Source organism: Pseudomonas sp. BF-R-19, assembly GCF_019956445.1.
GTDB lineage: Bacteria > Pseudomonadota > Gammaproteobacteria > Pseudomonadales > Pseudomonadaceae > Aquipseudomonas > Aquipseudomonas fluorescens_BH.
This window is the reverse complement of record NZ_JAHBDN010000029.1, coordinates 102,937-124,211: the sequence shown is the minus strand read 5'-3', so window position 1 is coordinate 124,211 and position 21,275 is coordinate 102,937. Positions and strand designations below refer to the sequence as shown.

Annotated in this window: 19 protein-coding genes; 14 read left to right on the top strand and 5 right to left on the bottom strand. The window is 61.6% G+C overall.

Annotation, left to right across the window (positions count from 1 at the left end; genetic code table 11):
• The first annotated feature begins 201 nt into the window (after positions 1-201).
• The 8 genes from KGB28_RS02435 (at position 202) to KGB28_RS02400 (ending at position 8,429) form a co-directional block, all read left to right on the top strand.
• The gene (locus tag KGB28_RS02435) at positions 202-1,722 is read left to right on the top strand and encodes an aldehyde dehydrogenase family protein (protein ID WP_046037291.1); all 1,521 of its coding nucleotides are present in this window, start codon (positions 202-204) and stop codon (positions 1,720-1,722) included.
• A gap of 262 nt (positions 1,723-1,984) precedes the next feature.
• Positions 1,985-2,056 (top strand): pyrroloquinoline quinone precursor peptide PqqA, encoded by a 72-nt coding sequence (pqqA, locus tag KGB28_RS02430; RefSeq protein ID WP_003253598.1) that lies wholly within the window; start codon positions 1,985-1,987, stop codon positions 2,054-2,056.
• Positions 2,057-2,111: 55 nt separating this feature from the next.
• The gene (gene pqqB / locus KGB28_RS02425) at positions 2,112-3,026 is read left to right on the top strand and encodes a pyrroloquinoline quinone biosynthesis protein PqqB (RefSeq protein ID WP_223441926.1); all 915 of its coding nucleotides are present in this window, start codon (positions 2,112-2,114) and stop codon (positions 3,024-3,026) included.
• Positions 3,027-3,167: 141 nt separating this feature from the next.
• Positions 3,168-3,920, top strand: a complete 753-nt coding sequence (pqqC, locus tag KGB28_RS02420) for a pyrroloquinoline-quinone synthase PqqC (RefSeq protein ID WP_223441924.1) — start codon at positions 3,168-3,170, stop codon at positions 3,918-3,920.
• Positions 3,917-4,189 (top strand): pyrroloquinoline quinone biosynthesis peptide chaperone PqqD, encoded by a 273-nt coding sequence (gene pqqD, locus KGB28_RS02415; RefSeq protein WP_103393708.1) that lies wholly within the window; start codon positions 3,917-3,919, stop codon positions 4,187-4,189. The genes pqqC and pqqD overlap by 4 nt, the downstream gene beginning before the upstream one ends.
• Complete coding sequence (pqqE, locus tag KGB28_RS02410) at positions 4,167-5,309, top strand: pyrroloquinoline quinone biosynthesis protein PqqE (RefSeq protein WP_223441923.1); 1,143 nt, start codon at positions 4,167-4,169, stop codon at positions 5,307-5,309. The genes pqqD and pqqE overlap by 23 nt, the downstream gene beginning before the upstream one ends.
• 236 nt (positions 5,310-5,545) lie before the next feature.
• Positions 5,546-6,709 (top strand): alcohol dehydrogenase-like regulatory protein ErcA, encoded by a 1,164-nt coding sequence (ercA, locus tag KGB28_RS02405; RefSeq protein ID WP_223441921.1) that lies wholly within the window; start codon positions 5,546-5,548, stop codon positions 6,707-6,709.
• Entirely contained in the window at positions 6,693-8,429 is a 1,737-nt protein-coding gene (locus KGB28_RS02400) for a NahK/ErcS family hybrid sensor histidine kinase/response regulator (RefSeq protein ID WP_223441919.1), read from the top strand. Before ercA ends, KGB28_RS02400 begins: the two co-directional genes overlap by 17 nt.
• A gap of 248 nt (positions 8,430-8,677) precedes the next feature.
• On the opposite strand, the gene copD is transcribed toward KGB28_RS02400, so the two are convergent.
• Positions 8,678-9,535, bottom strand: a complete 858-nt coding sequence (gene copD, locus KGB28_RS02395) for a copper homeostasis membrane protein CopD (protein ID WP_223441916.1) — start codon at positions 9,533-9,535, stop codon at positions 8,678-8,680.
• 3 nt (positions 9,536-9,538) lie between these two features.
• Positions 9,539-9,904: a copper homeostasis periplasmic binding protein CopC gene (gene copC, locus KGB28_RS02390; RefSeq protein WP_223441913.1), complete on the bottom strand. Its 366-nt coding sequence runs from the start codon at positions 9,902-9,904 to the stop codon at positions 9,539-9,541.
• 135 nt (positions 9,905-10,039) lie between these two features.
• Between copC and KGB28_RS02385 the strand changes: the two genes are divergently transcribed.
• Complete coding sequence (locus KGB28_RS02385; RefSeq protein ID WP_008017494.1) at positions 10,040-10,660, top strand: TetR/AcrR family transcriptional regulator; 621 nt, start codon at positions 10,040-10,042, stop codon at positions 10,658-10,660.
• A 116-nt stretch (positions 10,661-10,776) separates the two neighbouring features.
• On the opposite strand, the gene preA is transcribed toward KGB28_RS02385, so the two are convergent.
• The 3 genes from preA to hydA form a co-directional block, all read right to left on the bottom strand.
• Positions 10,777-12,051 (bottom strand): NAD-dependent dihydropyrimidine dehydrogenase subunit PreA, encoded by a 1,275-nt coding sequence (gene preA / locus KGB28_RS02380; protein ID WP_102672357.1) that lies wholly within the window; start codon positions 12,049-12,051, stop codon positions 10,777-10,779.
• Complete coding sequence (locus KGB28_RS02375; RefSeq protein ID WP_223441912.1) at positions 12,052-13,419, bottom strand: NAD(P)-dependent oxidoreductase; 1,368 nt, start codon at positions 13,417-13,419, stop codon at positions 12,052-12,054.
• A 155-nt stretch (positions 13,420-13,574) separates the two neighbouring features.
• A complete protein-coding gene (gene hydA / locus KGB28_RS02370; protein WP_223441910.1) occupies positions 13,575-15,014 on the bottom strand; it encodes a dihydropyrimidinase in 1,440 nt (479 codons plus the stop codon).
• Between the two features lie 541 nt (positions 15,015-15,555).
• Here hydA and KGB28_RS02365 point away from each other — a divergent pair.
• The 5 genes from KGB28_RS02365 to KGB28_RS02345 all read left to right on the top strand — a co-directional run bounded on the left by KGB28_RS02365 (position 15,556) and on the right by KGB28_RS02345 (position 21,228).
• Positions 15,556-17,040, top strand: coding sequence for an NCS1 family nucleobase:cation symporter-1 (locus KGB28_RS02365; RefSeq protein WP_223441908.1), 1,485 nt, complete (start codon positions 15,556-15,558; stop codon positions 17,038-17,040).
• A gap of 148 nt (positions 17,041-17,188) precedes the next feature.
• Complete coding sequence (locus KGB28_RS02360) at positions 17,189-18,472, top strand: Zn-dependent hydrolase (RefSeq protein WP_223441896.1); 1,284 nt, start codon at positions 17,189-17,191, stop codon at positions 18,470-18,472.
• Between the two features lie 94 nt (positions 18,473-18,566).
• On the top strand, positions 18,567-19,001 hold the full coding sequence (locus tag KGB28_RS02355) for a carboxymuconolactone decarboxylase family protein (RefSeq protein ID WP_223441894.1): 435 nt from the start codon (positions 18,567-18,569) through the stop codon (positions 18,999-19,001).
• A gap of 3 nt (positions 19,002-19,004) precedes the next feature.
• Positions 19,005-19,898 carry an RNA polymerase sigma factor SigJ gene (gene sigJ, locus KGB28_RS02350; protein ID WP_223441892.1) on the top strand — a complete coding sequence of 298 codons (894 nt, stop codon included), beginning with the start codon at positions 19,005-19,007 and terminating at the stop codon, positions 19,896-19,898.
• A 229-nt stretch (positions 19,899-20,127) separates the two neighbouring features.
• Positions 20,128-21,228, top strand: a complete 1,101-nt coding sequence (locus tag KGB28_RS02345; RefSeq protein WP_223441890.1) for a helix-turn-helix transcriptional regulator — start codon at positions 20,128-20,130, stop codon at positions 21,226-21,228.
• Positions 21,229-21,275: the final 47 nt, after the last annotated feature.

The window sequence follows — 21,275 nt, the reverse complement described above, 5'->3', positions numbered from 1 at the left end:
GGGGCCTTCACATTCAACATTGATGTTGCGTGATCCGCCGCCTTCGCGAGCAAGCCCGCTCCCACATTAATTTGTGTGAAATCTACGACCAAATAACGAGAGCCCCTCCTGCCAACGATGCATTCGTCTGGCACGCGGGGCTCTCTAGTATCGGCTCATCGCCTGTCAGTACGACAGGCATCGACCAGACAGAGGCCCACCATGATCTACGCACAACCCGGAACCCCAGGCGCCGTGATTACCTTCAAGCCGCGCTACGGCAACTTCATCGGCGGCGAGTTTGTCGCTCCGATCAATGGCGAGTACTTCACCAACACCTCGCCGGTCAACGGTGAAGTGATCGCCGAATTCCCGCGCTCCAGCGCCGCCGACATCGACAAGGCCCTCGACGCCGCGCATGCCGCTGCCGATGCCTGGGGCAAGACCTCGGCCCAGGACCGCTCCCTGGTGCTGCTGAAAATCGCCGATCGCATCGAGCAGAACCTTGAGGTGCTGGCCGTCACCGAAACCTGGGACAACGGCAAGGCCGTGCGCGAAACCCTGAACGCCGACGTGCCGCTGGCGGCCGACCACTTCCGTTACTTCGCCGGCTGCATCCGCGCCCAGGAAGGCGGGGCTGCCGAGATCAACGAGCTGACCACGGCCTATCACTTCCACGAACCGCTGGGCGTGGTCGGGCAGATCATTCCGTGGAACTTCCCGCTGCTGATGGCTGCCTGGAAACTCGCCCCGGCCCTGGCCGCCGGCAACTGCATCGTGCTCAAGCCTGCCGAGCAAACGCCGCTGTCGATCATGGTCTTCGCCGAGCTGATCGCCGACCTGCTGCCAGCGGGCGTGCTGAACATTGTCCAGGGTTTCGGTCGCGAAGCTGGTGAAGCCCTGGCCACCAGCAAGCGCATCGCCAAGATCGCTTTCACCGGCTCGACCCCGGTCGGCGCGCACATCATGCATTGCGCCGCCGAGAACATCATCCCGAGCACCGTCGAACTGGGCGGCAAGTCGCCGAACATCTTCTTCGAAGACATCATGAACGCGGAACCTGCGTTCATCGAAAAAGCCGCCGAAGGCCTGGTGCTGGCGTTCTTCAACCAGGGCGAAGTCTGCACCTGTCCGTCACGGGCGCTGGTCCAGGAATCCATCTACGAGCCGTTCATGGCCGAGGTGATGAAGAAGATCGTCAAGATCAAGCGCGGCAACCCGCTGGACACCGAGACCATGGTCGGCGCCCAGGCGTCCGAGCAGCAATACGACAAGATCCTCTCGTACCTGACCATTGCCCAGGAGGAGGGTGCCGAGCTGCTCACCGGCGGCGCGGCCGAACGCCTGGAGGGTGACCTGTCCAGCGGTTACTACATCCAGCCGACCCTGCTCAAGGGCCACAACAAGATGCGTGTGTTCCAGGAAGAAATCTTCGGCCCGGTGGTGGGGATCACCACCTTCAAGGACGAAGCCGAAGCCCTGGCGATTGCCAACGACAGCGAGTTCGGTCTCGGCGCCGGCCTGTGGACCCGTGACATCAACCGCGCCTACCGCATGGGCCGGGCGATCAAGGCCGGCCGTGTGTGGACCAACTGTTACCACCTGTACCCGGCGCACGCGGCGTTCGGTGGCTACAAGAAATCCGGCGTCGGTCGGGAAAACCACAAGATGATGCTCGATCACTACCAGCAGACCAAAAACCTGCTGGTGAGCTACGACATCAATCCGCTGGGGTTCTTCTAACTTCCCCAAGAACACCACAAACCAAAATGTGGGAGCGGGCTTGCTCGCGAATGCGCAGTGTCATTCAGCAGAGATGTTGACTGGCACACCGCTTTCGCGAGCAAGCCCGCTCCCACATGGGGTTTGTGTGATGCCAATGACCGCGCAACACCCCCTACCAAATCACCCCGCCAACTCCTTCGAAAGTAGCATTCGGGCCCTCATCGCCCCGTGCATTAATGGCTCTACCGGAATCACCCGGGCACAAGAAGAGGAATGACCCATGTGGACTAAACCCGCGTTTACCGATCTGCGCATTGGCTTCGAAGTGACGATGTATTTCGCCAACCGTTGATTGACCACCCGGCCAGCCGATGCGTTGGCCGGGCCTGCCTTCTGGAGCATCCGCCATGCACATTCGCGTTCTCGGTTCCGCCGCTGGCGGTGGTTTTCCCCAGTGGAATTGCAACTGCCGCCAGTGCGCCGGTGTGCGCAATGGCAGCCTGCGGGCACAGCGCCGTACGCAGTCGTCGATTGCCCTGAGTGACGACGGTGTGGAGTGGGTGCTGTGCAACGCGTCACCGGACATTCGCGCGCAACTCGAGAGTTTTGCGCCATTGCAACCGGCGCGACGCCTGCGTGACAGCGCCATCGCCGGCATCGTGCTGCTGGACAGCCAGATCGACCATTGCACCGGTCTGCTCAGCCTGCGCGAAGGCTGCCCGCATGCTGTGTGGTGTACCGAGCGCGTGCACCAGGACCTGAGCAGCGGTTTCCCGTTGTTCAACATGCTCGGACACTGGAACGGCGGATTGCACTGGCAACCGGTCGGCCTCGATCGCCAGCCGTTCAGCATCCCGGCCTGCGGACATTTGCAATTTCGCGCGATTCCCCTGGTGAGCAATGCGCCGCCGTATTCGCCCAATCGCGGCAACCCGCAACCGGGCGACACCATTGGCTTGTTCATTGAAGACCTGCGCAACGGTGCCTCGCTGTTCTATGCCCCGGGCCTTGGCCGAATCGACGATAAAGTGCTGGGCTGGATGCAGCGTGCCGATTGCCTGCTGCTGGACGGCACCTTGTGGCGCGACGACGAGATGCGTATTTGCGAAGTCGGCCAGAGCCTGGGCAGCGAAATGGGGCACCTCCCACAAAGCGGCCCCGGTGGAATGCTTGAAGTGCTGGAGGGTTTCAACCGCCAGCGCAAGGTGCTGATCCACATCAACAACACCAATCCGATTCTTGATGAAGACTCGGCCGAGCGGGCTTTGCTGGAGCGGCGGGGGATTGAAGTGGCTTATGACGGCATGAGTATTGAGTTGTAGCGGCTGGCCCCTTCGCGAGCAAGCCCGCTCCCACAGGTGGTCGCTGTAAACACAAATTTTATGTACACCAGAAATCCAGTGTGGGAGCGGGCTTGCTCGCGAAGGCGCCAGACCAGACCCCGCGAATTCCGGAGAGTCACAATGACGAAAATACCGCTAACCCCCACAGAATTCGAAGCCGCCTTGCGCGCCAAGGGCGCCTACTACCACATCCACCACCCCTTCCACCAAGCCATGTACGCCGGCCGCGCCAGCCGCGGGCAGATCCAGGGCTGGGTCGCCAATCGCTTCTACTATCAGGTCAACATCCCCCTGAAGGACGCCGCGATTCTTGCCAACTGCCCGGACCGCGACGTACGCCGGGAATGGCTGCAACGGATTCTCGACCACGACGGCGTGCCCGGCAGCGAGGGCGGTATCGAAGCCTGGCTGCGTCTGGGCGAAGCCGTGGGGCTGGATCGCGAGCAGATCCTCTCCCAGGAACTGGTGCTGCCCGGCGTGCGTTTCGCGGTGGACGCCTACGTCAATTTCGCCCGTCGCGCCTGCTGGCAGGAAGCGGCCAGCAGTTCGCTGACCGAACTCTTTGCCCCGCAGATCCATCAGTCGCGACTCGACGCCTGGCCGACCCATTACCCGTGGATCGACGTCGCCGGCTACGACTATTTCCGCACGCGCCTGAGCCAGGCGCGGCGCGATGTCGAGCATGGCTTGCGCATCACCCTGGCGCACTACGTGACCGCCGAGGGGCAACAACGCATGCTGGAGATTCTGCAGTTCAAGCTCGACGTGCTGTGGAGCATGCTCGATGCCATGAGCATGGCCTACGAGCTTGCGCGCCCGCCGTATCACACGGTCACCGGCGACAACGTCTGGCACCGGGGGATAGCCCTGTGAGCCTGATCGATCGCCAGCAGTCACCGGCCTTGCGTCGCGGTTTTCGGCTGCAATGGGAGCCCCGTCAGGACTGCCATGTGCTGCTGTACCCCGAAGGCATGATCAAGCTCAACGCCAGTGCCGGGCAGATTCTCGACCTGGTGGATGGCCAGCGCAGCGTGGCGGCGATCATTGATCGACTGAGCGCGAATTTCCCCGGGGTACCCGGGATCGACGAAGACGTGCTGGCGTTTCTGGAGGTGGCCCATGCGCAATTCTGGATCGAGTGAGACGCTGCCCGGGCCGCCGTTGTGGCTGCTCGCCGAGTTGACCTACCGCTGTCCGCTGCAATGCCCGTATTGCTCCAATCCACTGGATTTTGCCCGGCACGGCGAGGAACTGAGCACGCAAGAATGGATTCGCGTATTCCGCGAAGCGCGGGACATGGGCGCCGCGCAATTGGGCTTTTCCGGCGGCGAGCCGCTGGTCCGCCAGGACCTCGCCGAACTGATCAAGGCCGCCCGGGACATGGGCTACTACACAAACCTGATCACCTCCGGCATCGGCCTGACCGAGCAGAAGGTGCGCGACTTCAAGGTGGCCGGGCTGGACCATATCCAGATCAGCTTCCAGGCCGCCGACGAGGCGGTGAACAACATGCTCGCCGGCTCGCGCAAGGCCTTCGCCCAGAAACTCGCGATGGCCCGTGCGGTGAAAGCCCAGGGCTATCCGATGGTGCTGAACTTCGTCACCCATCGGCACAATATCGACCGGATCGCGCAGATCATCGAGCTGTGCCTGGAGCTGGAAGCGGATTTCGTCGAATTGGCCACCTGCCAGTTCTATGGCTGGGCCGAACTGAATCGCGTCGGCCTGTTGCCCACCCGCGAGCAATTGCAGCGTGCCGAGCGCATTACTAATGAATACCGCGAGCGCCTTGAAGCCCAGGGCCACCCGTGCAAGCTGATCTTCGTCACCCCGGACTACTACGAAGAGCGTCCCAAGACCTGCATGAACGGCTGGGCCAACCTGTTTCTGGACATCACCCCCGACGGCACGGCCTTGCCTTGCCACAGTGCCCGGCAATTGCCGGTCGCGTTTCCCAACGTGCGTGAGCACAGCCTCTCGCACATCTGGAACGACTCGTTCGGCTTCAATCGTTTTCGCGGCGATGACTGGATGAAGGAGCCGTGCCGCTCCTGCGATGAAAAGCACAAGGACCTGGGCGGGTGCCGCTGCCAGGCTTTCATGCTGACGGGCGATGCCAGCAATGCCGACCCGGTGTGCAGCAAGTCGCCGCACCACGGGGTGATTCTCAAGGCCCGCGAGGAAGCGGAGGCGCCGGGGTTGGGGATGGAGCATCTGACGTTGCGTAACGCGAAGGCTTCGCAGCTGATCTATCGCGGATAATTTTAGCGACACAACCCCCCTGTGGGAGCGGGCTTGCTCGCGAAAGCGGTGTGCCAGGCAACATAAATGTTGAATGTTAAGGCCTCTTCGCGAGCAAGCCCGCTCCCACAGGGGATCTGTGGTGAATTCGAATGTGAGTACACCCCAGGCAGTGCTACCCATTGGTCTGATTGCATTCACAGCTGGATGGTTTAGTGTGGTTTCTACCTTCCAAAACAATAAAAACAGGCTTTCCAATGAGCCAGAGTCTCAACCAGCTGCGCAAATTCGTTTCCCCTGAAATCATCTTCGGTGCCGGTAGCCGGCACAGTGTCGGCAATTACGCCAAGACCTTTGGCGCGCGCAAGGTCCTGGTGGTCAGTGACCCCGGTGTGATTGCCGCCGGCTGGGTCGCCGATGTCGAGGCCAGCCTGCAAGCGTTGGGCATCCAGTATTGCCTGTACTCCGATGTCTCGCCCAACCCGCGGGTCGAAGAGGTGATGCTCGGCGCCGAGCTGTACCGGGAAAACCACTGCGACGTGATCGTCGCCGTCGGTGGCGGCAGCCCGATGGACTGCGGCAAAGGCATCGGTATCGTCGTCGCCCATGGCCGCAGCATTCTCGATTTCGAGGGTGTGGACACCATCCGTGTGCCCAGCCCGCCGCTGATCCTGATTCCGACCACCGCCGGTACCTCGGCCGACGTCTCGCAATTCGTGATCATTTCCAACCAGCAGGAACGCATGAAGTTCTCCATCGTCAGCAAGGCCGTGGTGCCGGACGTTTCGCTGATCGACCCGGAAACCACCCTGAGCATGGACCCGTTCCTGTCGGCCTGTACCGGCATCGATGCGTTGGTGCATGCCATCGAAGCCTTCGTGTCCACCGGCCACGGGCCGCTGACCGATCCCCATGCGCTGGAGGCGATGCGCCTGATCAATGGCAACCTGGTGCAAATGATCGCCAACCCGACCGACATCGCGTTGCGCGAAAAAATCATGCTCGGCAGCATGCAGGCCGGGCTGGCGTTTTCCAACGCGATCCTCGGTGCAGTGCATGCCATGTCCCACAGCCTCGGCGGCTTTCTCGACCTGCCTCATGGCTTGTGCAACGCGGTGCTCGTCGAGCATGTGGTGGCGTTCAACTACAACTCGGCGCCAGATCGCTTCAAGGTGATCGCCGAGACCTTCGGCATCGACTGCCGAGGCCTGAATCACCGGCAGATCTGCGGGCGCCTGGTCGAACACCTGATCGCCCTCAAGCACGCCATCGGCTTTCACGAAACCCTCGGTTTGCATGGCGTCAGGACCTCGGACATTCCGTTCCTGTCGCAGCATGCGATGCACGACCCGTGCATCCTGACCAACCCGCGCGAATCCAGCCAGCGTGATGTCGAGGTCGTCTATGGCGAAGCCCTCTGACGAGCAACAACGGGCCCTGGCCGGACTGCTGGGGCTGGGCAGCCACTCGGCGCGCAAGAGTCATTACCCGGAGCTGGCCGCACGCCTGGATGATCTGGAAGCCGAGCGTAACCGCTACAAGTGGCTGTTCGAAAACGCGGTGCACGGGATCTTCCAGGCCAGCCTGCACGATGGCATGCGCGCCGCCAACCCGGCGCTGGCACGCATGCTCGGCTACCAGGACCCGCAGGAGGTGCTGTTCTCCCTGACCGACCTGGCCAGCACCCTGTTCGTCGACGGCGCGCAGGAGCTGGAAACCATCGGCGAAATCCTCAGGCACCAGCGCAGCCTGCACGGCTATGAAACCCGCTTGCGGCGCAAGGACGGCAGTCATGTGGATGTATTGATGAACCTGCTGCTCAAGCCCGGCCAGGAAGGGCTGGTGGAAGGCTTCGTCTCCGATATCACCGAGCGCAAGCTGGCCCAGAGACGCCTGCAGCAACTCAATGACGAACTGGAGCAGCGCGTCGTCGCGCGCACCGATGAATTGCTCGAGGCCAACCGTAACCTTCAGCAGCAGATCACCCAGCGTAAACAGATCGCCAAGGCCTTGCGCGACGCCCGCGATGCCGCCGAGGCCGCCAATCACAGCAAGGACAAATACCTCGCCGCCGCCAGCCACGACCTGCTGCAACCGCTGAACGCCGCGCGGTTGCTGATTTCGACCTTGCGCGAACGCAAGCTGCCGGAAGCCGAGCAGGTACTGGTGGAGCGCACTCACCAGGCCCTGGAAGGGGCCGAGGATTTGCTGACAGATCTGCTAGACATTTCCCGGCTCGACCAGGCCGCGGTCAAGCCGGACGTTGCCTCGTACCGCCTCGACGAATTGCTCGGGCCGCTGGTGTCGGAGTTCCAGTCCGTCGCCCAGGCGGCCGGCTTGAACCTGCGGGTGCGCATGGCCGATTACGCCATCAGCACCGACTTGCGCCTGATGACGCGGATCCTGCGCAATTTCCTCAGCAATGCCTGCCGCTACACCGATGAAGGCAGCATCCTGCTGGCGGCAAGGCGTCGGGGCGAGATGCTGCGCCTGGAGGTCTGGGACACCGGGCGTGGCATTGCCGCGGACCGGCTCGATTCGATCTTTCTCGAGTTCAACCAGCTGGACGTCGGCCGCGCCGCCGACCGCAAGGGCGTGGGCCTGGGGCTGGCGATTGTCGAGCGCATCGCCAAGATCCTTGGCTATAAGGTCGGCGTGTACTCGTTGCCGGGGCGGGGTTCGATGTTCAGCATCGATGTGCCGATATCCGATGAGGTTCCGCTGCCCGTGAGCCAGGCGGTGCCACAACCGGGCACCGGCAACCCGCTGCCGGGCCGCCGTTTACTGGTGATCGACAACGAAGTGAGCATTCTCGACAGCATGAGCGCGTTGCTCGGGCAGTGGGGCTGCGACGTTCTGGTCGCCACCGATGAAGAGGCTGCGCTGGCAGCGCTACGCGGGCAGGCGCCGGAACTGATTCTGGCGGATTATCACCTCGATCACGGGGTGGTCGGCTGTGATGTGGTGCGACATTTGCGCGAGCATTTCCACCAGGACATTCCCGCGGTGATCATTACCGCCGACCGCACCGACCATTGTCGGCGTGCGTTGCAGCGGCTCAACGCACCCTTGCTGAACAAACCGGTGAAGCCCGGCAAGTTGCGAGCGGTGTTGAGTCAATTGTTGGGGGCATCTGCCTGAAGCGGCCGATACTGCAGGGTGAAGCCCAGTTCGGTGGCTTGACCCTGTTCCAGCAAACGCAACCCTGGTCGGAGTCGAAGCAGAAGCGGCCTCATCAGAGGTCGCTTTTATTGCCTTGCGCAAACCTGATGACAACGAGGAAACCTGTGGGAGCGGGCTTGCTCGCGAAGGCGGTCTGACATTCAATAGAAATGTTGACTGACCGTCCGTCATCGCGAGCAAGCTCGCTCCCACAGGGGATGGGGTTGTCAGCTGGAAATCATGGGGGGCAGGGTACCCAGCAGCGAGACCGCCGCCACCGCGCCAAGCCCCAACATCCACTCCAGCATCACGCTGGCGCGCAGTGTTTGCAGACGCTGCTCGCATTCATTGATCCGCAAGCGATTGAACAACGCCAGGCCCAGCATCGCCGTCACCAGCGCAACCTTGATCAACAGGATCAAGGCGAACCCGCTGAACAACGGCGTCGGCCAGAATGCCCCGGTGAGCACCCGCACATTGATCAACCCTGTGATCAGCAGCCCGGCGACCAAGCCGTAACCGACTCCGCTGAAGCGCTGCAACATCAGGCGGATCGAATGCCCCGCGGGTTCTCGCAGAATCATCACCAGCAGCATCAAGCCGCCGAGCCAGGCACCCACGCAGATCAAGTGAATGAGTTGATTGAGGATCAGCAACCGGCCTGCGCTGCCATCGAGCATGGCGCCGTGGCCGACCGGGGCCAGGGTGGCCAGCAGCAGGCCGCTGAGGATTAGGCGCAGCGCAAGGCTGGCGCGCAGTGGCGTCAGCAGTAACGCCAGCAACAGCAGATTGATCAGCAAATGCCAGCGCCAGACCTGACCGAAAAAGGTATTGCCCAGCACCAGGCCCAGGGTCGACGGATCGAATGCTGCTTCCCAGGCCCCGGCCATGCTTGCGGTAATCAGCAGCAACCAGCAGACCCCGCTGGCCAGCGCCACCACGGCCAGCCACCGGCAGGTCCGTGCCAGCCGCTGATCCAGTGCGGTTTCGCCATTTGCCAGCAAGGGCCTGAACAGCCAGCCCCCGAACAGCATCAGCACCACGATGAAATGCAGGAAGCGGCACAGCACCAGCGCGCTCGCCATGAATTACTGGCCAACCTTAAAGGCGTAGGCACCTTCGCTTTTGTGGGTGTCGACGGAAACGACGTGCCATTCGACTTTGTAGGCGCCGGCGGTCAGCGGCGCGGCCGGGGTGACGATCAGAGTCTTTTTGTCGCTGCCTTCGGTGGTCAGCGCTTTGACCGCCACCGGTGCGCCATCCCGGATCAGCGTGACTTTGGTGAAACTGGCCTCGATACCCTCGGAGAACTCCAGGCGCAATTGCGCCGGCGCGGCCACGGTGCTGTCGGCGGCCGGGGTCTGGCTTTTCAGGTGGGCGTGGGCAAACACCGAAGAAGCGGCGAACAGCGAGCCGAGCAGGGCAGCGACGGTCAGGGTTTTCTTGAGCAGCATCGTGGGGACCTCAGGCAGTTTCCAGGTGCGCCGAGTTTAGCTTTACGACAGCGGCTGTACGAAGTTTCGGTTTCCCCTGTCGCCGCGGTCCAGAGCGGATGCTAGTCTTGCTCAACGTTGTGGTCGGGGATCCGCATGGGCAATCACAAGATCGAGATTCGTCGCAGTAACGTCGAAAAAATCCTGCTGGGGGCGGAAAAGGTCTTCGCTGAAAAGGGCTTCGGCAGCACCGCCATGGCCGACATCGCCGCTGAAGTGCAACTGCCGCGTTCCAACCTGCACTACTACTTCAGCACCAAGACCGAGTTGTACAGCGCCGTGCTCTTCGACCTGCTGGAAGTCTGGAAGCAGGACGCGCTGTGCTTCGAGATGTTCGATGACCCGCGTGTGGTGCTCAGCAGCTACATCCGCGCCAAGATGAACCATTCCCGCAGCCGGCCGTATGGCTCGAAAGTCTGGGCCAACGAAATCATCCATGGCGCGCCGACCCTCGGCGCAGCGCTGGATGCGAGCCTGTACGACTGGGCCAAGATGAAGGAAGCGAAAATCCGCCAGTGGGTGGACGACAAACGCATCCTGCCGGTGGAACCCTCGAGCCTGCTGTACATGATCTGGGCCTCGACCCAGCACTACGCCGATTTCGATCACCAGGTGAACATTCTCAATGATCATCAGCCGTTGTCGGACATGCAGTTCGAAAAGGCGGTGCAGACGGTGACCAGTGTGATTTTGCGGGGGATTGGGTTGGAGCCCTGAGGTTGGGTGGTGTGGCTGCCGGCCTCTTCGCGAGCAAGCCCGCTCCCACACTGGAATGCATTCCAAATGTGGGAGCGGGCTTGCTCGCGAAGGCGTCAGATCAGGCGCCGCAGATTTCAAGGACTAACGTGATACGGATTCCTCGGATCATGATTCCAGTCCAGGAACGGCTTGCCAGTCTCCACCGGCACCATCTCGATGCAGTCCTGCACCGGGCAGGTGATCTGGCACAGGTTGCAGCCCACGCACTCCTCATCGATCACTTGATACTTGTGAGTGCCGTCCGCTTGCTTGAGGCTGGCCACGGCCTGGTGCGAGGTGTCCTCACAAGCGATATGGCAGCGACCACAACCGATGCACGCCTCCTGATCAATCTTCGCGATCACCTGATAGTTGATGTCCAGGTACTTCCAGTCCGTGGTGTTGCCCACCGCGCGCCCGGAAAACTCTGAAATGCTGGCATAGCCCTGACTGTCCATCCAGCGTGACAAACCGTCCTTCATGTCTTCGACAATCCGGAAGCCATGCAGCATCGCCGCCGTGCATACCTGCACCGAGCCACTGCCGAGCGCGATGAATTCCGCAGCATCGCGCCAGTTGCCGATGCCGCCGATGCCACTGATCGGCAGACCCTGGGTCTGCGGGTCGCGAGCGATTTCGGCGACCATGTTCAAGGCAATCGGCTTGACCGCCGAGCCGCAGTAACCGCCGTGGGTGCTTTGGCTGCCGACCATGGGGTTGGCGACCATGCGTTCGAGGTTGACGCTGGTGATCGAGTTGATGGTGTTGATCAACGACACCGCATCGGCACCGCCACGGTGGGCGGCGCGGGCGGCGACTCGGATGTCAGTGATGTTCGGCGTCAGTTTGACGATCACCGGCAGCGAGCAATACGTCTTGCACCAGCGGGTGACCTGTTCGACGTATTCCGGCACCTGGCCGACCGCCGCGCCCATGCCGCGTTCCGGCATGCCGTGGGGGCAACCGAAGTTCAGCTCGATGCCGTCGGCGCCGGTGGCTTCCACCAGCGGCAGGATGTGTTTCCACGACTCTTCGACGCAGGGCACCATCAAGGACACGATCAGCGCGCGGTCCGGCCAGTCCTTCTTGACCTGGGTGATTTCCCGCAGGTTGATCTCCAGCGAGCGGTCGGTGATCAGCTCGATGTTGTTAAAGCCCAGTACCTCCCGGTTAGCCCCGAAGTGCGCCGAATAGCGCGACGACACGTTCACCGCCGCCGGGTCTTCACCCAGGGTTTTCCAGACCACGCCGCCCCAGCCGGCCTCGAAGGCGCGGACCACGTTGTAGGCCTTGTCGGTCGGCGGCGCGGAGGCCAGCCAGAATGGATTGGGTGCTTTGATGCCGGCGAAGACAATCGACAGATCGGCCATTTACGCAGCCTCCACGTTGAGCATCAGTTGAGCATTGATCGCCTCGGCGGCGCGCTTGCCATGCTGCACGGCTTGCACGGTGAGGTCTTGATCGAGGCTGGTGCAGTCGCCGCCGGCATACACGCCGGGGATGCTGGTGCGCAGGTTTTCATCGACTTCGATGCGTGCGCCCTGGCGCTTGAGTTCACGGGCCAGCGGATCGCTGAGGGCGCTGCCGTCGAAGGCCTGGCCGATGGCCTTGAAGATCGCATCGGCGGCCAGTTCGAAGGTTTCACCGGTGGTTTGCAGGCGGCCTGCTACCAGATGTGTACGGGCGAAACGCATGCCGCGCACGCGGCCTTGGTCATCGAGCAGCACTTCTTCGGGTTGTGCCCAGGTCATCAGCCGCACCTGATTGGCCTTGGCAATGTCCTGTTCGTGATGGGTGGCACCCATGTCCTCGACGCCACGGCGGTACACCAGATTCACATCGTGGGCGCCGAGGCGGGCCATTTGCACCGCCATGTCGATGGCGGTGTTGCCTGCGCCGAGGACAATGCAGTGGTCGGCCAGGGGCAGTTGGCTCAGGTCATCGGCCTGGCGCAGTTCGCGGATGTAGTCGGTGGCGGCGAGCAGGCCGGGCGCGTCTTCGTGGGCCAGGCCCAGCTGTTTGCTGGCATTGAGCCCGAGGCCGAGGAACACCGCATCGAACTGTTGGTGCAGTTCGCTGAGGGTCAGGTTGTCCCCGAGTTTCTGTCCGTGGCGGATTTCGATCCCGCCGATTTCCAGCAGGAACTCGAGTTCTTTTTGCGCGTAGTCATCCACCAGTTTGTATTTGGCGATCCCGTATTCATTGAGGCCGCCAGCCTTTTCCCGCGCCTCGAAAATCACCACGTCATGCCCGTGCATGGCACTGCGGTGGGCGCAGGACAAACCGGCCGGACCGGCACCGACCACGGCGATGCGTTTGCCGGTGGCGGCAGCACGCTGGAAGGGGTGGGTGCTGAAGTGGGCGTTGTCCACGGCGTAGCGTTGCAACAGGCCGATCATGACCGGCGCGCATTCGTGAGCGCTGTTGCGCACGCAGGCTTGCTGGCAAAGAATTTCCGTCGGGCACACTCGGGCGCAACTGCCGCCGAGGATGTTGGCCGAGAGGATTTTCTGCGCAGCGCCTTGCACGTTGTCCTGCGCAATGTTGCGGATAAACGAGGGGATGTCGATCTCGCTCGGACAGGCATTCACGCAGGGCGCGTCGTAGCAATACAGGCAGCGCGAGGCTTCCAGGTGCGCCTGGCGCTCGTTGAGCGGCGGCGCCAGATCGGTGAAGTGGCCGGCGAGGGTGGCCGCATTCTCTTGGGGATGCGGGAGGTGGTCCAGGGTCTTGATCACGGTTTTGGCCTCACGGTTATTTGAGGTGCTGCCTCTGAATGGGCATGTTTTTTGTGTTGTTTGTACCGGCCCCTTCGCGAGCAAGCCCGCTCCCACATTTGGAATGCGTTCCCCTGTGGGAGCGGGCTTGCTCGCGAAGGCCGAAGGCCTCGATTTCAGCGTTTCACAGCCGTCGGCTTGTGCAACTCAGCCCGCTTGCTCAGCAAATCAAACACCGCCGGGTACGCCGGCCGTTCGATATAGCGCCCGGCTCCACGCTCGGCCCGCAGGTCGCCGTCGGCCCAGACCACGCGGCCCTGGCTGATGGTGTGGCTGGGCACGCCACGCACGGTCTTGCCTTCGAAGATGTTGAAGTCCACCTGCTGATGGTGGGTCTTGGCGGAAATGGTCCGCGTGCCTTGCGGATCCCATAGCACCAGGTCGGCATCGGCGCCCACACGAATCGCGCCTTTGCGTGGGTAGAGGTTGAAGATCTTCGCCGTGTTGGTGGAGGTCAGCGCGACGAATTGCTGCATCGAAAAGCGTCCGCTGTTCACCCCTTCATCCCACAACACCGCCATGCGGTCTTCGATGCCGGCGGTGCCGTTGGGGATCTTGCTGAAGTCGTCGCGGCCAGCGGCTTTTTGCTCGGCGCAGAAGCAGCAGTGGTCGGTGGCGGTGGTGTGCAGGTTGCCTGATTGCAGGCCATGCCAGAGCGCCTCTTGATGGCCACGGGGGCGGAATGGCGGGCTCATTACGTAACCGGCGGCGGTTTGCCAGTCCGGATCGCGGTAGACACTGTCGTCCAGCAGCAGGTGCCCGGCCAGTACTTCGCCGTAGACCGGCTGACCCTTGCCCCGGGCGTAGGTGATTTCGTCGAGGGCTTCCTTGGTCGAGACGTGGACCAGGTACAGCGGCGTGCCCAGGGTTTCGGCGATGCGGATTGCCCGGCTCGCGGCTTCGCCTTCAACCTGTGAGGGCCGCGACAGCGGATGCGCCTCCGGCCCGGTGATGCCCTGGGCCATCAGCTTGCGTTGCAGGTGATACACCAGTTCACCGTTTTCCGCGTGAACGGTCGGCACCGCGCCCAGTTCCAGGCAGCGTTCGAAACTCGCCACCAGGGTGTCATCGGCGGCCATGATCGCGTTCTTGTAGGCCATGAAATGCTTGAAGCTGTTGACGCCGTGCTGGCTGACCAGTTCGGCCATTTCCTCGCGGACCTGTTCGCTCCACCAGGTGATGGCGACATGAAAACCGTAGTCCGACGCCGACTTCTCGGCCCAGCCGCGCCACTGATGGAAGGCTTCGAGCAAGGATTGCTGCGGGTTGGGAATCACGAAGTCGATGATCGAGGTAGTGCCGCCGGCCAGTCCCGCCGCCGTGCCGCTGTAGAAGTCTTCGCTGGCCACGGTGCCCATGAAGGGCAGTTGCATGTGGGTGTGCGGGTCGATGCCGCCGGGCATCAGGTATTGGCCGCTGCCGTCGAGCACTTCGGCGCCTGCAGGTACATCGAGATTTTCGCCGATGGCCTTGATCACGCCGTCTGCGCAATACACATCGGCGCGATAACTTTCATCATGGGTAATTACGGTGGCGCCACGGATCAACAGAGACATTCCGAGTTCCTCGCAGGCAATGACCGGCTTATGCCGGTTCTAGATGTTCTATATAAAAACAGCCCGGACAGATTGATTCCTGTCAGCGCTGTCAGGATTAAACGCTAGCTGCAGTTATCCGAATCGGCAAGAATATTTTTTATAAGCTTATGTTGTTATTAACTAATTGATATTTAACGATTAAGTACAAGATTCACCAAAATGGTGAGGCTGCTCACCATTTTGACGCACTTGACAGGATCGAAAAATAGTCAAGATTTCTTATGTGAAATCAGCTGTTTGAGTATGGTCTATGGTTGATGCGCAGCCATTGAAAAAAAGATCAACGCACCAGTTTGAGTCCTGACTGTTTCGACAACTTGCCTGGCATTCGGCCTGAGTGGCCTGACAAATAGTCGAGTCAGCGAATAAAACTGATAAACATCAGTTGGTTGCAATGTGTTTATGGAACTGCCCGATGCTTGATCGGGGTACACGGCACGCTTATTGATGCCGCCAGCCCCTGATGAGCAACAATAATCAAAAGAACAGTGGAGCGGCCATGCAACAGATCAGATCGCAAGTGACCGAGCGCGACGGCTTGTTCGAACTCGAAGCCGGCAGCGATGTCCTCGACAGTCCCCGTTACAACCACGACATTGCACCGACCAGGGTGCGCGAACGCACCTGGAACAAATGGCACATCACCGCGCTGTGGGTGGGCATGGCGATCTGCGTGCCGACCTACACCCTCGGTGGCGTGCTGACCGCGTACTTTGGCTTGAGCGTCGGTGAAGCGCTGCTGGCGATTCTGTTCGCCAACATCATCGTGCTGATTCCCCTGACCCTGAACGCCTTTCCCGGCACCAAGTACGGCATTCCGTTTCCGGTGTTGCTGCGCTCGTCCTTCGGCGTGCTCGGTTCCAATATTCCGTGCCTGATCCGCGCCCTGGTGGCGTGTGGCTGGTTCGGCATCCAGACCATGTTCGGCGGGCTGGCGATTCACCTGTTCCTTGGCTCGGTGTTCGAGGGCTGGAAATCCCTGGGCGGCACCGGCGAGGTCATCGGCTTCATGGTGTTCTGGGCACTTAACCTGTGGGTGGTGATTCGCGGTGCCGAGTCGATCAAATGGCTGGAAACCCTGTCGGCGCCGCTATTGGTGCTGGTGGGCGCAGGCCTGCTGGTCTGGGCCATGCCCAACGTGTCGATGAGCGAATTGCTGGCAATTCCGGCCAAGCGTCCCGAAGGCGCCGGCGTGGCCAGCTACTTCGCCGCCGGGCTGACGGCGATGGTTGGCTTCTGGGCCACGTTGTCCCTGAACATCCCGGATTTCAGTCGCTACGCAAAAAGCCAGAAGGACCAGATCGTCGGGCAGATCATCGGTTTGCCGCTGACCATGTTCCTGTTCGCGTCCCTCGGCGTGGTGATGACCGCGGCCTCGGTGAAACTGGTGGGGGTGACGGTGTCCGATCCGGTGACCCTGATCGGCCATATCCAGAGCCCGGTGTGGGTCGCATTGGCCATGGCGCTGATCATCATTGCCACGCTGTCGACCAATACCGCAGCCAACATCGTGTCGCCGACCAATGACTTCCAGAATATCGCGCCCAAGGCGATCAACCGCACCAAGGCCGTATTGCTCACCGGGTTTGTCGGGTTGGCATTGATGGCCCATGAGCTGCTGAAAAAACTCGGCCTGATTGTCTCGGACGTCAGTCTCGAAACCGTCTATTCCAACTGGTTGCTCGGTTATTCCAGCCTGCTGGGGCCGATTGCCGGGATCATGGTGGTGGACTATTTCCTGATCAAGAAACAGCAACTGGACCTTGCCGGGCTCTACAGGGACGACGTGTATCCGGCGTGGAACTGGAGCGGGTTCATCGCGTTTGGTGTGCCGGTGGTGTTGACGTTGTTGTCCCTGGGCAGCGATGCGTTCAGCTGGTTCTACAGCTATGGCTGGTTTACCGGCTCGGCGCTGGGTGGGATTATTTATTATGGGTTGAGTGTGATGCGAGTCGATCCGTCGGTAGCGAAATCTCCGGTGTGACGACTGGCCTCTTCGCGAGCAAGCCCGCTCCCACAGGGTTCTCGGGTGTTCACAAAACCTGTGGGAGCGAGCTTGCTCGCGATGAGGGCTTTGAATCCACCGACGAAATGCCTGAAGAAACACACAAGAACAGCCTGAGGAGATCATCATGAACGCGGCCGTAGACGTTCTGCAGTCCAGCCATCAGCACATCAACCGCGACCGCCTGTGGCAATCGCTCATGGAGCTGGCCAGGCTCGGCGCCACGGTCAAGGGCGGTGTGTGTCGCCTGGCCCTGACCGATCTCGACCGCCAGGCCCGGGACATCTTCGTCAAATGGTGTACCGATGCAGGCTGCACCGTCAGCATCGACGCCGTCGGCAATATCTTCGCCCGTCGTCCCGGGCGCAATCCCGACCTGCCACCGGTGATGACCGGCAGCCACATCGACACCCAGCCCACCGGCGGCAAGTTCGACGGCTGCTTCGGTGTGCTGGCCGGCGTCGAAGTGTTGCGCACCCTCAACGACCTCGACATCGAAACCGAAGCGCCGCTGGAAGTGGTGGTCTGGACCAACGAAGAAGGCTCGCGCTTCGCCCCGTGCATGATGGGTTCCGGCGTGTTCGCGGAAAAATTCACCCTCGAGGAAACCCTGGCCAAGGTCGATGCCGAGGGCGTGACCGTGGGTGAAGCACTGAATGCCATTGGCTACGCCGGCCAGCGTAAAGTCAGTGGCCACAAAGTCGGTGCCTACTTTGAAGCCCACATCGAGCAAGGCCCGATCCTGGAAGACGAACGCAAGACCATTGGCGTGGTCATGGGTGCCCTCGGGCAGAAATGGTTTGACCTCAAATTGCGCGGCGTCGAAGCCCACGCCGGCCCGACCCCGATGCACCTGCGCAAGGACGCCCTGGTCGGCGCCGCGGTGATCGTCGGTGCGCTCAACCGCGCCGCCCTCAGCCATCAACCCCATGCCTGCGGCACCGTCGGTTGCCTGCAAGCCTATCCCGGCTCGCGCAATGTCATCCCCGGCGAAGTGCGCATGACCCTGGACTTCCGCCATCTGGAACCGGAGCGTCTGGACTCGATGATCGCCGAAGTGCGCGAAGTCATCGAAACCACCTGCGACGAACACGGCCTGACCTTCGAACTCACCCCGACGGCGGATTTCCCGCCGCTGTACTTCGACAAAGGCTGCGTCGAAGCCGTGCGCGGTGCCGCCCAAGGCCTGGGCCTGTCGCACATGGACATCGTCAGCGGCGCAGGCCACGACGCGATCTTCCTCGCCGAACTCGGCCCGGCCGGGATGATCTTCGTGCCGTGCGAGGGCGGCATCAGCCACAACGAAATCGAAAACGCCGCGCCGGATGACCTGGCGGCCGGCTGTGCGGTGCTGTTGCGGGCGATGCTGGCGGCTTCGGCGGCGGTGGCGAAGGGCGAATTGGCGGCCTGAGCCGGGTGACGTGCGCTGAAATTTTCAGCGCACGTCACAATGCGCAATCCTCGATCGTCATCCTGTTGAATCCCTCAATCAGTGGAGCAACACGATGTCGTCCAACAGCCAAGCGGTCAACCTGCTGCAATCGATCCCACAGGTTTTCGAAAGCCTGACCCAAGTCCATGTCGCGCTCGATCAGCATGATCTCGATCCCGCCCTCAAGCATTTGATCCACCTGCGCGCCTCGCAGATCAACCAGTGCGGTTTCTGCGTGAAGATGCACACCCGGGAGGCACGGGAAGCCAATGAAACCAACGAACGTCTGGATCGCCTGATCGTCTGGCGTCACGTCAGTGATTTCAGCCCTGCGGAGCGCGCCGCGCTGGCGTGGACCGAAGCCTTGACGGTGCTGGATGAAAAAACCGATTACGCCAGCCTGCGCGGTGAACTGAGGGCGCACTTCAATGACGAACAGATCGGCGCCTTGACGGCCGAGATCGGCATGATCAACCTGTGGAATCGCTTGCAGGTGTCGAGGCACTGATTGATGAACTGCGCTGAAAACGCCGCCACCGTGTTCGAGCAACGCCGGCCCTTTTTGCTTGGTCTGGCCTATCGCATCCTCGGTTCGCGCGCCGAAGCCGAGGATGCGGTGCAAGAGTTGTTCATCAAGTGGCTGGAGGCCGACCGGGCCTCCATCGCCACGCCGGCCGCCTGGCTGACCACAGCCTGCACCCGGCACTGCATCGATGTGCTGCGCTCGGCGCACAATTCCCGGGTCGACTACATCGGCACCTGGCTGCCGGAGCCGATTCACACGAGCCATCAGGACTCACCCGAACACAGGCTCGAACTGGCCTCGTCATTGTCCACCGCGTTCATGTTGCTGCTGGAGCGCCTGACACCCAAGGAACGCGCTGCGTACCTGCTCCACGAAATCTTCGACATGGATTACCCGCAGGTCGCCGATGCGGTCGGGGTGCAGGAAGCCGCTTGCCGCAAACTGGTGTCCCGGGCCAAGGCGAGTCTCGGCAGTGCCCAAACCCGCTATCAACCGCAACCTGTGCGGCAGAACCAGTTGCTGAGTGCTTTCCATAACGCCATCGCCAGTGGCTCCACGGCGAACTTGAGCGCGATGCTGAGCGAAGACGTCGAACTCTGCGCCGACAGCGGTGGCAAGGCTTCGGCGATCCGTGAAACGCTGTCTGGCATCGAAAGCGTGCTGGATTTCATTGGCCAGTCGTTGCACGCCTACTGGCAAACGAGTGAATGGCTGCCCGTTGAAATCAATGGTGCCCAAGGCGTCATCATCAAGGCCGACGGTGTCATCACCGCGTCGATGACGTTTGGTTTCGATGAAACGGGGCGGGTGAATCGGGTTTTCATCATGCGTAATCCGGACAAGCTGGCGGGGCTGGGCGCGTCCTTCAACGTGCAATAGTCAAAGGACGGACAGCCCCTCGAGCCTTTCACTTGCCGAAAATTATGGAGATCCCTGTGGGAGCGAGCTTGCTCGCGAAAGCGGTGTGTCAGGTGACATACATGTTGAAGGGTCTACCGCTTTCGTCGGATCGCCGCCCGGAGCAAGCCCGCTCCCACAGGGTTCGTTGCACTATCCGAATTTTCGGAGGTCGTACTCTTCACAGGGTCACTCTACTTGTGGAGTCGAAATGAGCCAGGACGTCCTGACCACGCAAGCCAATCGCCGCCAGTTGCAGCAAATCATCGCCGGCGTGTCCGACGGGGTGATTCTGCTCGATCCCGACCAGAGCATCCTGTGGGCCAACGAGGCGGCGCTGGCCATGCACGGTGCCTCGCAGATCAGCGACCTGGGTACCAACGCCAAGGCCTATGTCAAACGCTTTGCCCTGCGTGATCGCAACAATCAGGTCGTGCCTGCCGACAGCTATCCGATCAACCGGGTGGCCCGTGGCGAGACGTTCAGCGATGTGCTGGTGGAGGTGACGTCGGCGGCGGACGAAGAGCGTACCTGGGTCCATCGCGTGCACAGCCTGGTACTGGCCGACAGCAGTGGCGAGCCGGAATCACTGGTGTTGATCATGGACGATATCACCGACCGGGCCAGCGCCGAGCAACGCTTCGCCGCAGCGTTTCGCCTGTCGCCGGTGCCGATTCTGCTGTGCGGCGCGGCTGATCAACGGGTGCTGGACGTTAACGAAGCGTTCCTCGATACCTTGGGTTATCCCAGGGAGGACGTGCTTGGGAGCAGCATTGCGCAGATCGATTTCATCGATGACCAAAACGCGCGCATCTGGCTGTTCGCCGCGCTGGAAAAAACCGGCAGCCTGGACTGCATCGATGTGCGCTTGCGCCGAAAAGACGCCGGGCTGATCGATTGCACGGTGTCGGCGGACACGGTGAACATTCAAGGCAACCCCTGCTATCTGCTGGTGCTGATGGACATCACCGAGCGCAGGCGCACCGAGCTGGAACTGGTGTCGGTCATCGAGGAAGCGATGAAGGACGCCTCATGGTTCAGCCGCACGCTGATCGAAAAACTGGCCAATGTGAAGAACGTCAATTCACCGAAGTTGCCCAGTGTGTCCTTCACTGACCTGACCACCCGTGAGCGCGATGTGCTGGGCCTGATATGCGAAGGCCGGGCCGACAAGGAAATCGCCGCGCGCCTGAAACTCGCGCCGAACACCGTGCGCAACCATCTGGCGGCGGTGTATTCCAAGCTCGAAGTGCACAGCCGCAGCGAAGCGATTGTCTGGGCGCGGGAGCGGGGACTGTTCTCCAGTGAATGACGGCCCAAGGGGCAGCGGTAAAGATGCAAATGCCACCGGCCGGGCTA

Bases quoted from the DNA above. Each gene is read 5' to 3' on its own strand.
- KGB28_RS02435 (WP_046037291.1), top strand. From the start codon at position 202: ATGATCTACGCACAACCCGGAACCCCAGGCGCCGTGATTACCTTCAAG.
- pqqB (WP_223441926.1), top strand. From the start codon at position 2,112: ATGCACATTCGCGTTCTCGGTTCCGCCGCTGGCGGTGGTTTTCCCCAG.
- pqqC (WP_223441924.1), top strand. From the start codon at position 3,168: ATGACGAAAATACCGCTAACCCCCACAGAATTCGAAGCCGCCTTGCGC.
- pqqE (WP_223441923.1), top strand. From the start codon at position 4,167: ATGCGCAATTCTGGATCGAGTGAGACGCTGCCCGGGCCGCCGTTGTGG.
- ercA (WP_223441921.1), top strand. From the start codon at position 5,546: ATGAGCCAGAGTCTCAACCAGCTGCGCAAATTCGTTTCCCCTGAAATC.
- KGB28_RS02400 (WP_223441919.1), top strand. From the start codon at position 6,693: ATGGCGAAGCCCTCTGACGAGCAACAACGGGCCCTGGCCGGACTGCTG.
- copD (WP_223441916.1), bottom strand. From the start codon at position 9,535: ATGGCGAGCGCGCTGGTGCTGTGCCGCTTCCTGCATTTCATCGTGGTG.
- copC (WP_223441913.1), bottom strand. From the start codon at position 9,904: ATGCTGCTCAAGAAAACCCTGACCGTCGCTGCCCTGCTCGGCTCGCTG.
- KGB28_RS02385 (WP_008017494.1), top strand. From the start codon at position 10,040: ATGGGCAATCACAAGATCGAGATTCGTCGCAGTAACGTCGAAAAAATC.
- preA (WP_102672357.1), bottom strand. From the start codon at position 12,051: ATGGCCGATCTGTCGATTGTCTTCGCCGGCATCAAAGCACCCAATCCA.
- hydA (WP_223441910.1), bottom strand. From the start codon at position 15,014: ATGTCTCTGTTGATCCGTGGCGCCACCGTAATTACCCATGATGAAAGT.
- KGB28_RS02365 (WP_223441908.1), top strand. From the start codon at position 15,556: ATGCAACAGATCAGATCGCAAGTGACCGAGCGCGACGGCTTGTTCGAA.
- KGB28_RS02360 (WP_223441896.1), top strand. From the start codon at position 17,189: ATGAACGCGGCCGTAGACGTTCTGCAGTCCAGCCATCAGCACATCAAC.
- KGB28_RS02355 (WP_223441894.1), top strand. From the start codon at position 18,567: ATGTCGTCCAACAGCCAAGCGGTCAACCTGCTGCAATCGATCCCACAG.
- sigJ (WP_223441892.1), top strand. From the start codon at position 19,005: ATGAACTGCGCTGAAAACGCCGCCACCGTGTTCGAGCAACGCCGGCCC.
- KGB28_RS02345 (WP_223441890.1), top strand. From the start codon at position 20,128: ATGAGCCAGGACGTCCTGACCACGCAAGCCAATCGCCGCCAGTTGCAG.